Annotated in this window: 9 protein-coding genes and 1 pseudogene; 8 read left to right on the top strand and 2 right to left on the bottom strand. The window is 73.0% G+C overall.

Annotated elements, in window-relative coordinates; all coding sequences use genetic code 11:
• The 7 genes and pseudogenes from ACTWQE_RS22975 to ACTWQE_RS22945 all read left to right on the top strand — a co-directional run.
• Window positions 1–1,815, top strand: a 1,815-nt coding sequence (locus tag ACTWQE_RS22975; protein ID WP_443330915.1) for a CHAT domain-containing protein, incomplete at its 5' end; no start/stop codon positions are given.
• A 1-nt stretch (window position 1,816) separates the two neighbouring features.
• Window positions 1,817–3,661 carry a caspase family protein gene (locus ACTWQE_RS22970; RefSeq protein WP_443330914.1) on the top strand — a complete coding sequence of 615 codons (1,845 nt, stop codon included), beginning with the start codon at window positions 1,817–1,819 and terminating at the stop codon, window positions 3,659–3,661.
• Window positions 3,658–6,276 (top strand): CHAT domain-containing protein, encoded by a 2,619-nt coding sequence (locus ACTWQE_RS22965; protein WP_443330913.1) that lies wholly within the window; start codon window positions 3,658–3,660, stop codon window positions 6,274–6,276. The genes ACTWQE_RS22970 and ACTWQE_RS22965 overlap by 4 nt, the downstream gene beginning before the upstream one ends.
• Window positions 6,277–6,411: 135 nt before the next feature.
• Window positions 6,412–7,896: a hypothetical protein gene (locus tag ACTWQE_RS22960; RefSeq protein WP_443330912.1), complete on the top strand. Its 1,485-nt coding sequence runs from the start codon at window positions 6,412–6,414 to the stop codon at window positions 7,894–7,896.
• Between the two features lie 161 nt (window positions 7,897–8,057).
• Window positions 8,058–8,485, top strand: a pseudogene (locus ACTWQE_RS22955) (protein-tyrosine phosphatase family protein).
• 185 nt (window positions 8,486–8,670) lie between these two features.
• Entirely contained in the window at window positions 8,671–9,249 is a 579-nt protein-coding gene (locus ACTWQE_RS22950; protein WP_443330911.1) for a dihydrofolate reductase family protein, read from the top strand.
• Window positions 9,250–9,366: 117 nt separating this feature from the next.
• Window positions 9,367–9,936, top strand: coding sequence for a GNAT family N-acetyltransferase (locus ACTWQE_RS22945; RefSeq protein ID WP_443330910.1), 570 nt, complete (start codon window positions 9,367–9,369; stop codon window positions 9,934–9,936).
• Between the two features lie 24 nt (window positions 9,937–9,960).
• On the opposite strand, the gene ACTWQE_RS22940 is transcribed toward ACTWQE_RS22945, so the two are convergent.
• Entirely contained in the window at window positions 9,961–10,149 is a 189-nt protein-coding gene (locus ACTWQE_RS22940; protein WP_443330909.1) for a hypothetical protein, read from the bottom strand.
• A 44-nt stretch (window positions 10,150–10,193) separates the two neighbouring features.
• Complete coding sequence (locus tag ACTWQE_RS22935) at window positions 10,194–10,565, bottom strand: cupin domain-containing protein (RefSeq protein ID WP_443330908.1); 372 nt, start codon at window positions 10,563–10,565, stop codon at window positions 10,194–10,196.
• A 103-nt stretch (window positions 10,566–10,668) separates the two neighbouring features.
• Here ACTWQE_RS22935 and ACTWQE_RS22930 point away from each other — a divergent pair, with 103 nt between their 5' ends.
• Window positions 10,669–11,517, top strand: coding sequence for a helix-turn-helix domain-containing protein (locus tag ACTWQE_RS22930; RefSeq protein WP_443330907.1), 849 nt, complete (start codon window positions 10,669–10,671; stop codon window positions 11,515–11,517).
• The last annotated feature ends 121 nt before the right edge of the window (window positions 11,518–11,638 follow it).

Raw genomic sequence — 11,638 nt, 5'->3', positions numbered from 1 at the left:
CACGAGAGCAGCGTGGGTGATGCCGCCGCCGCGGCGTTCGACCGGGCCGAGCGCAGCCGCTCCGGTTTTCTCGACGCCGTCCACGCGCTCGACCACGCCGCCGCGGACCCGGCGGCGCGCGATGCGGTACGGGCCTGGCTGCATGCCGGAGTCCGCTGGTCGGCGGCGTTCGAGGAGTGCGCGCAGACCATCCGTCACGCCACGCCCGTCGCCCCCGGCCGAGCCACACCTTCCGCTCGGAACGGCGCGGCCCCGGCGGATGACACGGAGCCCGCCCCGGCGGGAAGCGGTTCGCAGTCCGGGAGCGGGACCGGGACCGGGACCGAATCCGGGAACGGGACCGGGGCGGAGTCCCGGGCCGTGGCCGGGAACGGGACCGGCGCCGGGACCCGGGCCGAGGCCGGGAACGGAAGCGAGACCGGGGCATGGGAGGAGACCGGGAGCCGGGCGGTGAACGGGACCCGGGCCGTGGCCGGGACCGGCGCCAGAGGCGTGACCCGGACCGGGAGCGGGCCCCCGTCGGAATCCCGGTACGCGCCCGAATCCCGGTACGCGTCCGGGGCCCCGCGGCGCGGATCGGTCGCCGAGGAGGACCTGCGGCAGGTCATGAGCGTGGAGCATGCCCTCGACGCCGCCGAAGCGGATGTCCTGCGGCTCGCCCCCGCCGCGCTCACCGCCTCCCGTACGGCCGCACTGCCGGACGCCGCCGCGGTGGCCGACGCGCTGCCCGCGGGCACCCTGCTGCTCACCTACCACCTCTTCGACGAGCACCTCGTCGCCTGGGCCATGACTCATGACCGCCTGCGGGCCGAGCGGCGCGCCCACTGGGCCCACGGGCTCGTGGCGACCTCCCGCCGCTTCCACACCTGGTGCTCCGGGGCCGGCGCCGGCGAGGACGCCGGAGCGGCGCTGGCCGACCTGCTGTTGCGGATGTTCGCCGACGAACTCGCCCACCACGAACGGGTCATTGTGGTGCCGCCGGCGCGACTGTCGCTGCTCCCCTTCCACGCACTGCCCTGGAACGGCGACGTCCTCGGTGCCACCCATGAGGTCTCCTACCTGCCGGCCGCGTCGCTGCTCACCCGGCACCGGCCGCCCGAACGGCCCTGGCGGGAGGCGCGCGCCCTGCTCGTCGGCGCCCCGGCCACCCATCCGCGCCGCGGTCTGGCCGCACTGCCGGGGACGGGCGCCGAGGTCGCCGCGATCGCCCGTATGCTGCCCCGGCCGCGGCTGCTGACCGGGGACCGAGCCACCCACGACCACGTCGTCCGGGCCGCCGAGGGCTGCGAGGTGCTCCATCTGGCCGCCCATGGGCTGGTGGACGATCTCGCGCCCCACCGCGCCCGGCTGGCACTCGCCGGTGACGACGTCCTGGACATGGCCGACCTGGTGGCCGTCGCACGGGAACCCCGCCTGCTGGTGCTGTCCGCCTGCAACACCGGACGCGGCACCGCCACCGCGGGCGGGGACGTGCTCGGGCTGACCCGGGCGGCACTGATCACCGGTGCGCGGCACGCGATCGTCTCCCTGTGGCCGGTGGGCGACGCCACCGGCTGCCTCGTCATCACCCGGACCTACCGGCACCTCCTCGAGGATCCGGCTGCCTCCGTCACCACGGCGCTGACCCGCGCCCAGCGCGAAGTGCGCACGCTGAACCGGGCCGCACGGGACGAGGAGTTCCGCCGGCTGTCCGCCCTCGCCGGGGCCCCCGAGGAACCGGCGGCGGTCCGGGACAGCGCACCGCTGCTGCGCACCGCGCGCACCGACGACCGGCACCCGTCCCACTGGGCGCCCTTCATCCACGTGGGGGTATGAGATGACCCTGCGGGCCGTGCTGATCGGCTCCCAGACCTACGGGCTGAGCGGCGTGCACGCGGACGTGGAACTGATGCGCCGTGTCCTCGCCGACCGGGGCTTCACCCGCATGCGCACCTACGTCGAGGACGCGGCCGGCTACCACGGCATCGCCGGTGCCCTGGAACGGCTGCGCCACGAGACACGTCCGGGGGACGGCGTGGTGGTCTACTACTCCGGCCACGGGTCGATGCACGGCGACCTGCAGTACCTCGTCCCCGTCGACATCGGGCAGAGCACCTCCACCGACTTCCGCGGCTACCTCGCCGAGGAACTCACCGCCGCCTTCCGGGCGATCACGGCGATCACCCCCAACGTCACCGGCATCCTGGACTGCTGCCACTCCGGCGGCATGCTGCGCGACTCCGACCAGTGGCAGCTCAAGTCCCGTACCCTGCCGGAGATCCCCGCCGACGACGGTCTCGCGCGCGCCGCCGACCACGCCCGCACACCCGAGGTGCTGGTCCCCCACCTCGTACGGCTGCCGGCCAGCCGCCGCCACGGTTCGGCGTACGAGGCGGCCAACCGCCAGGGCACCGGCCGGCAGGGCCTGTTCACCGAAACCCTCGCCGATCTGCTCGACGCCACCCGCGACCGGCCCCTGCCCTGGTCCGTCCTGATCGCCCGGGCCCGGGACCGGATCGGGCAGCGCGTGGCACAGTGGCCGGACGCGGGAGGGCCGTCGGGCCGGCTTCCGTTCTCCCTGGAGACACCCGCCCAGCCCGAACGGCTGCCGCTGGTCCGCCGCCACGGCCGTTTCCTCGTCCCTGGCGGCGCCGTCTTCGGTCTCGGCCCGGGAGATCTGGTGCGCATGGTCTTCCCGGGCGCCGGAGGGGAGACGGACGGGCCGGTGTGCCCGGTGGACGCCCTGGACGCCGGGGACGCCGTGTTGCGCACACCGCCGGACGCGCCCGAACTGCTCACCCAGGAACTGCCGCCCGGCTCGTACGCGCTGCCCGAGCTCGTCCACGACCGGTGGCAGGTACACATCGCTCCCGGCGCGACCGGCCCCTTCGCGGCCGAACTGCGGGAACGGCTCACGGCCTCCCCCCGGCTGGCGGAAACCTCCCTGCGGGACGGCGCCTTCGCCTCGGTGCGCGTACGGGAGGACGGTTCGGCCGAGGTGGTGAACCCGGACGACCACGCCTTCCGGCACCCGGTGGAGGCGACGGCGACCGGCGCCCGGGACCTGGCCGCCCTGTTGGAGACCCTGGCCCGCGGGGAGCGGCTGCGGCAACTGCGCGACCCCGAGGGCACCGAGCGCCTGGACGCGGAGATCGACGCCAGGTTCGAGGTGGTGACGCCGGGTGCGGGCGGGCCGTTCACGCTGGCGCCCGAAGGCGACCCGGTGTACGACGGGGACCGCTACCGGGTCGTGGTGACCAACCGCTCCACGCGTGTGCTGTACCTCTGGGTCCTGGGCGTGGGGCTGAGCGGCAGGACCGAACTCGTCACCAACGACCAGCCCAGCGGCGTCCGGCTCCAACCGGACGACGCGGCGCACGGCAGCACGGTGGAACTCGGCCCGGTCGAGATCTACTGGCCCGACGACGTCCCCCGGAAGGGCAGTCGCCCGGAGACCGTGCACCTTCTGGTGGGCGACCGCACGATGGACCTCACTCCCCTGGTCTCGCGCGGCGCCCACGACCGGGCCATGACCGAGGCGGGCCCTTCCCTGCGCGTGCTGCTGCGGGAGATCTGGGACGGCGTACGCGACCAACGGCCATCGGCGGAGGGAGAGTTCCGGCACCGGGTGCTGACCGTGCGGGCGTGCGCGGAGCCCCGGATGAGGGGGGCGGGGGCGTGACGAGGACCCATCCGCTGCTGATCGGACGCCGCGGTGACCGGCTGATCCGCCAGGGGCGCTACACCGAGGCGTACGCGACCTACTGCGAGGCCGCACGGGCGCATCCCCGTCCGAGGCTCGCCGCCGAGTGCTGGATGAAGGCTGCCATCACCGCCAAGGTGCTCGGGCGCCGCACCGAGCAGATCGAGTGCTCCCGACGCAGCCTGGCCCTCCTGGCGGACCTGCCGCTCACGGATCTGGTACGGCAGTTCCGGGCCAAGGCCCTCAACCAGCTGGCCGACGCCCTGAACGCACACAACGACATCCCGGGGGCGGAGCGGGCGGTCCGGGAGTCCGCCGAGCTGACCTCCGGCTGGGATCCGAACACCCATCTGGTGTCGTGCCGCCTTCTCGGCCAGCTCCTGCTGCGCCAGGGCAGGATCGGCGAGGCTCTCACCGCGCTGGCCCGTATGGTGGAGACCGCCCGCCGGCTCGATGACCCGCTCGACGTCGCCGATGCTCTGGTGGCCCTCGGCATGGCGGCCCTGCAGGCCGGGGACGCGCCCACCGCCCGTGGCTGCGCCGACGAGGCGCACGAACTGGCCTCCGCGTCACACGCCGCGGACCGGGCGATGGTGCTGGCGGACGCCCTCGCGCTGCAGTCACGCGTCAGACGTGGTGAGAGCCGGCACGACGAGGCGGTGAGGCTCGGGCGCGAGGCCCTGTGGCTGACGAGCACGACGGGCGAGCCACTCCGGGCCGCGGAGAAACGCAGCACGCTGGCGATCAGTCTTCTGTTCGCGGGCGAGACGGACGAGGCCGTCACCCTGATGACGCGCGGCTACACGGAGGCCAAGGACCGCGGTGACCTGGTACATGCCGCGCTGGCCGCGGAGAACCTGGCCAACGCCCTCGCCGTCGCGGGCGAGTTGGACCGGGCCCGCGGCTGGGCGGAGCAGGCGCTATCGCTGGTGGGGGACGGCAGGGACCGGCAGGGCACGGCCCATGCGCTGCTCGTCCTCGGCATGATCCGGCAAGCGCAGGGGGACCACACCGCCACCGAGGCCCATCTGCGACGGGCGGCCGAGGTGTTCGAGGAGATCCGCGCCGGGGCCCGTACGGAGACGGAGCACATCGACCTGCTCATCGGCCAGGGCCAGGTCTACCGGGCCCTTCAACGCTGCCTCGTCGCCCGGGGGGACACCGACGGAGCCCTGGAGGCCGCGGACCGCGTACGCGGACTGCTGCTGGAACAGCAGCGCCTCGCCACCACCGGGGGAACCACAGGCGGGGCGGGCGCCGGTGGCTCGGCCGGCACCCCGGCGAGAACCGCCGTACAGCTGTCCGGCATCGCCGCCCGGGATCGCGCCACCGTCCTGGTCTACAGCTTCCCGGGGCCGCCCTTGTTCACCCTGGGAACGGTGTCGCCCACGGTCGACATCTGGGTGATCGCCCCCGACGGGACCCGGCGCCACTACGAGTCGGATCTCGTCGGCTTCAACGCACTGACCGCCGCTGTCGCCGCCGCGGTGGCCGAGGACCGGCCCGGGCCCGGGGCGGAGCCGGAGCCGGATTCGCCGGAGTCTCCCGAACTGCCGGAGCCGGAGCAGAAGTCGTCACCACCGGAGCCGCGGGAGCGGGAGCCGGAGGCCGCAGGGGAGCCGGAGCCGGTGTCGCCGGAGGAGGGGCTGCTCACCCGGCTCTCCCGGGGCACGGTGGCCCGCGACAGCCGCCTCGTCACCACCCGCGCCGACCTCACCGAACGGCAGCTGAGCCTCATCGCCGATGCCTTCCTGCGCCCCGTCGAGAAGGCGCTGGAAGCCGCCGGGACCCGGCGGCTGGTGATCGTACCGGACGGATATCTGCATCTCGCTCCGTTCAACGCGCTGCCGTTGGTCGACGGCACCCCGCTGGCCGGCCGGTACACCGTCGCTCTGGTGCTCTCGGCCCGGCTGCGGACGGCCGCCGGCCCGGCCCCGGTCGTGGTGGCTCCGCACGAGGCACTCGTCGTCGGCAATCCGGCTCCCCCCGACGAGCCGCGGCTGCCCGGTCTCCCCGCCCCCGCGCTGCCCGCCCTGCACGCCGCCGAGCAGGAGGCCCGGGAGACGGCCCGGCTCTACGGCGCATACGCCCTGCTCGGTACGGAGGCCACGCGCGAGGCGGTGCTCGAGCGCCTGCCGCACAGCCGGTTCGCGCACTTCGCCACGCATGCGCTGCTGGGAGAGGACTCCCTGCGCATCCCGGGCGCGCTCTGTCTCGCCCCGGGAGGCAGCGACGGGCCGTATCTGCGCGCCGACGACATCCGCCCCCTGGATCTGACGCATTGTCGACTGGTGGTGCTCAGCGCCTGCCAGACCGGCTGGGGCAGGCTCTCCCCGGAGGGCAACCTCGGCCTGGCCCGCGCCTTCCTCGCCGCGGGCACGGACTGTGTGATCGTGTCGCTGTGGCCGGTCCACGACACCTCGACGGCCGACCTCATGACGGTCTTCCACCACGGCCTCGCGGGGGGCGCCACGACCGGGGAGGCCCTGCGCGGCGCCGTGCTGGACACCCGGCGCCGCCGTCCGAACCCGGTGGACTGGGCGGGGTTCGTCCTGCTCGGGAGTCCTGATCTGCGCTTCGTCCCCGGGGGTTGACGATTGCCGTGTTCGTATCGTCACCCCCGCCGCTGTCGTTCCGGGCGCGGTACGGCTCCCGGCACACCCAGGGGGATTTCACAGCCGGCAGGTGGACGGGCACCACAAGGCCAACTCGCCGTAGGGGGGCGGAAGATGGAGGACGAGAGCACGGGAAGGCACGGAAGCGGCGGTCCACAGCCGCTCGGGGACGTGCTCGCCACCACGGACCTGGTCGACCGCGACGGCCTGGTCGCCAGGGACGGCCGAGTTGTCCGTGACCGGGTCGGCGGAGCGTCCCTGGGGCGGCCACTGGCCTACCGGTTGCCCGCCCCGTCCGGCACAGCCCCGGCCGGCCGCCCCCGTGACCTCCTGCTGTGCTTCCCCTTCGATCTGGAGAAGCTGCCGGGTGGCCGGAGGTTCCATGAAGTGGCGCTGACGGTGCTGCTCGACGACGGCCTGCAGGCCATGTCGCTGCATCCGGCGCCCGCTTCGACCGAGCCCGGCGGAGGGGAGGTCGCCGCCTTCGGGCTCGGCCGCGACCGGCTGCGCTGGGTCTTCCGAGCGCCGCCGGGGCGGAACGGGGCGCTGCGCCCGGACGGACGCTGGGCTCAGACGGTCGTACGGCTGCCCCCGGGCTCGGCCGAGGTGACCGGCCGGCTGCGGCTGAATGCGGTGACCGTCCGCCCGGTGCTCGGCGGCACCTTCGTCCGCACGGAGGCGGAGACACCGGACGACGTGCCGTTCCGCCTCACGGTGGCAGACGCGTGGCCGGCCGCCTCCCCGCTCGTCGACCACGGGGCCCTGCCGGGCGCCTGGGCGCTGGCCGGGTACGAGGAGAGCCGGCCGACGCAGGACGAGGGGCTGCCTCCGGGGCTGCGCAGGCTCTGTCTGGCGGTGGACATCGAGAGGTACAGCACCAGGGACAACGCGGACATGGTGCGGTTGCAGCGCGCCCTGCTGCGGACCCTGCGGACGGCCTGTCAGCGAGCGGGCATCGAGTGGCACACCTGTGGCCGGCAGGCGCAGGGCGACGGCTACCTGCTGGTGCTGGAGCCCGGAATCGACGAGACCCGCGCGGTACCGGCGCTGCTGGACGGCCTGGCCACCGGGCTGGCCGAGGCCAATGCGCAGACGCCACCGGGTGAGCGGGGGCTCCACGTCGCGGACACGCCTCCCCGGGACGAGCAGCAGAGCCAGGTCACGGACGCGCCACCACGGGACCAGCAGCACCACCTCACGGACCCGTCACCACCGGACCAGCAGCAGCGCCACGTCGCGGACGCGCCACCACGGGACCAGCAGCAGCACCACCTCACGGACCCGTCTGCACCGCCGCCCCGGCCCATCCGGATGCGCGTCAGCCTGCATCAGGGCATCGTGCACGAGGCCGACAGTGGCTACGCGGGCTCCGCGGTTGTCGCACTCTTCCGCGTCCTGGACTCCGCTCCGCTGCGGCGCGCGCTGGCTGACGACGCGTCCGCGGGTCTGGCCGTGGCCTTCTCCGACGGGCTCTACACGGACCTGGTCGCGCATGGTTACGACGGGCTGTCGTCCGCCGGTTTCCGGCGGGAGGAGGTCCACGACGCGGCCAAGAGCTTCTCCGCCGCGGTGTGGATCCGGGTGGTCGCCGGGACCTGACCCCGGCCGTGGTCCCGCGGTCCCGGACGCCGAGCGGTACTCCTGCGGTCGCGGTCCGCGATCGGCCCGGCCTCCCGGCCCCTCCGGCGTATGGTCAGCCGGGCGGTCCGCGGTGTTCTTCGCCCAGGAACGTAACGCCATGGCCTCGATGGAGTGACCGGGTGACGGAGACCTGGGATGCGGCCGCTGCGGGCGTATCGTGCCGCTGCCGTCCGGCCGGTTGGTGCGCGGCCGGGGCCTGCGCCGACCGCTCCCCCCGCGGCCCGCCCCCTCCTTCACTGTCCATCTGCTGGGCAAGCGGCCCTCCCCCACCGCGTGGGACGCCGCCTGGCTGCGCTGGCCCGACTTCTGGCTTCCCACCAACCGTGACCAGGCCCGGGAGTTGCTGGAGGAGGCATGGGAACGCGCGGCCACCGAGCGCGTCGAAGTAGCGTGCGGCGGGGGCCGCGGCCGGACGGGTACCACGTTGGCCTGCCTGGCGGTCCTGGACGGTGTACCGGCGGATCAGGCAGTGAACCATGTCCGCCGGCACTATCACCCCGGCGCCGTGGAGACGCCGTGGCAGCGGCGTTACGTCCTGCGCTTCTGACCCGACGTGCGGCGCTGTCCCCCGGCCGAAGCCCGCGCGCGTATCGTCCCGTCATGACCGGGCGCGCTCCCTGCCGGTCGGGCGCACGGCCTCCGGCCGCCCCCGCCCCGTCCCGGGGACGCATGGCCGGTCCGGCCGGTGGGGCCCCGTCCCCTGATGACGCGGCGAGGACAGGAAGAACGACGATGCGAAAGATCATCTTGATGATGTCGGTGTCCCTCGACGGCTACGTCGAGGGACCGGACCGTCAGATCGACTGGCACCGGGTCGACGACGAGCTGCACAGCCACTTCAACGAGCAGCTCAGGACCATGGGCGCCTTCCTGAGCGGGCGCGTCACCTATGAACTCATGGCGGATTTCTGGCCAACCGCCGACGCCGACCCCTCGAGTACGCCGCTGGTGGTGGAGTTCGCCGGTATCTGGCGGGACATGCCCAAGATCGTATTTTCCAGGACCCTGCAGCGGGCCGACTGGAACACCACCATCGTGCGGGACGTCGTCGTCGAGGAGATCATGGCGCTCAAGGCCCGGCCGGGCGGAGACCTGGCGCTCGGTGGTGCCGACCTCGCGGCGGCTTTCAGGGAGCATGATCTGATCGACGAGTACCGCCTCTACGTCCATCCGGTCCTGATCGGACGGGGCAAACCCCTGTTCCCGGCATCGGACACCACGGCCGATCTCGGGCTCGCCGGGACCCGGACCTTCGGCAACGGGGTCGTCCTCCTCCGTTACGAGCGGACCGGGGCTTCCTCGACGGGGTGATCCTCGCCGATCGACGCCAGTAGGCCGCTCGGCGCCAGTAGACCGCCACCTCGGCTGCCGCGGCCGCAGGAGCCCTTATTCGGTGGCACAATCCGGCTGGCCTTGGACAATGGGTTGATGCATATCCGTGCCGTGCACCTGGACGAGCTGCCTCTCCTTCAGGAGATCGAGAGGGCCGCCGGGCAGTGCTTCCGAGACATCGGCATGCCGGAGATCGCCGACGACGAGCCGCTCCCGCTCGGCGAGCTCGCCCGCTACCACCACGCCGGGCTTGCTTGGGTCGCGGCCGATGACGCCGACGCCCCGGTTGCCTACCTGATCGCCAACCGCATCGACGGCAACCTGCACGTCGAGCAGGTATCGGTGCACCCGGACAGCGCGCGCCGCGGCATCGGCCGGTCCCTGCTGGACCATCTGGCGGGTCGTGGAGCAAGCGAGGGGGCGCCTGCCCTGACGCTCACCACGTTCACCGAGGTCCCGTGGAACGCCCCCTACTACGCGCGCTGGGGGTTTCGGCTCCTGGACGACAGCGGGCTCACCCCTGGCCTGCGGAAGATCCGCGAACGCGAAGCGGCACACGGCCTGGACCGGTGGCCTCGGGCCTGCATGCGCCGACGCGTCGCTCCATCGCGTCCCGGAGCCGATGGGGGAGATGAGCAGCTGGTGCGTGCGCGCCGCTTCCAATAGCCGCTGTGTTCCTGGAGGAGTGCGTCACTCCGGGTTGCTGGCCGCGTGCTGGGCGGCGTACGTCACCATGCGGAGCTCCCGGGCGCCGGCCAGGATCTCGCACCCGGCCACTCCGTAACGTCGTACCCGTACGCCGCACAGAAGGCGTCGTACGCCGCCGCGGTGACCGCGCCGGTCGTCCTCCTGCGTACGGCAGTTGAGACGAGACCCCATTCCAGTGGTCCCCCTCGCAGGCGGCCCGGCGGCGGTCGAAGGCTTCAGTCCAGAAGCTCAGGGGCCTTGGTGAGCGGTCCGCCCGCGTCTCCGGTGTTGGGGACGCCGGCCGGTTCCAGGAGCAGGATGGCGGTCTCCTCCTCGGCCAGCGGGCAGTGCTCGACGCCCTGCGGCACCACGTACAGCTCACCCGGCTCGAGCACGACGTCTCCCGTCCTGAGCTGGATGGTGAGCCGTCCACTGATCACGAGGAAGAGTTCATCGGTGTCCGGGTGGGAGTGCCAGACGAACTCGCCCTTGAGCTTGGCGAGTTTGACCTCGTAGTCATTGAGATCGGCGATCTTCTTCTGCGACCAGAGCTCACTGAACTGCGAGAGCTTGTCCGCGAGATTGACTGCTGCGGCGGGTCGGGACATGGATGCGTCTCCAGACGGGTGTGTGGTGAACCCGGACGGGCGTTGCCGGTTGACGCTCCGAGCGTGCCGTGGCCCGTCGCCCGCGGTCTTGTACATTCCTGGCATGAGAGGAGCCCGGCCCGGCGCGCAGGTCAGTGCCTGGAAACCGGTGACAGCGGGGGTCAGCGAGGTCTTCCACGCGAACTTCACCGACCACGCGTACCCGGTGCACACCCATGACACATGGTCGTTGATGATCCTCGACGACGGGGCGGTCGACTTCGCTCTCGACCGGCACCGGCATGGCGCCGCCGATGCCGGCAGGGTGATCCTGCTGCCGCCGGGTGTCCCCCACGACGGACGTACGGTCGGCGCGTCGGGCTTCCGCAAGCGTGTGCTCTACCTCGAGACCGCTGTGCTGCCGGAACGGCTGACCGGCGCCGCCGTCGACAGCCCGGTCCACGATGACCTGCAGTTACGTCACCGCATCCACCGGCTGCATGCCGCCCTCAGCCACCACGGAGACGACTTCGAGGCAGAATCCCTTCTGGCGGTCATCCGCGAGCGACTGCTCTGCCACCTGGGCAGCCCGGCCCGGGCTCCCAGACGTGAGGCCAACCGGCTGGCCGTCGCTCTCCGTGAACTGCTGGACACCCACCTGTCCACCGGAATGTCCCTGGCCGAAGCGACCGCGGTGCTCCACGCTCACCCCACCCATCTGATCCGCTGCTTCAAGCAGACCTACGGCCTCCCGCCACACACCTACCTGACCGGCAGACGCATCGACCGGGCGCGACGGCTCCTGCTCGACGGCCGGCGGCCGGCCGCCGTGGCAGCGGAAGTGGGGTTCTTCGACCAGGCGCACCTGAACCGGCACTTCACACGCCACCTGGGCGTAACCCCCGCACGCTACGCCTCGCTACGCCACCGTGCGAGCCGCCGCATGTCCCCTGCGGGGACTGTGCGCGCGTAAGGCTCTCCGCAGAAGTCCACCTCGACCGCCTTTGCTCATCCGGCAGGTCAACCAGCGGACGGCCGGTACCGGGGAGCGGCGGCCGCGCCGGGGACTCCCGGGTCCCTCATGCTCGCCTCGG

Origin of the sequence: Streptomyces sp. 8N706, assembly GCF_052245415.1 — a bacterium.
GTDB lineage: Bacteria > Actinomycetota > Actinomycetes > Streptomycetales > Streptomycetaceae > Streptomyces.
This window is presented reverse-complemented; position numbering and strand designations above follow the sequence as displayed.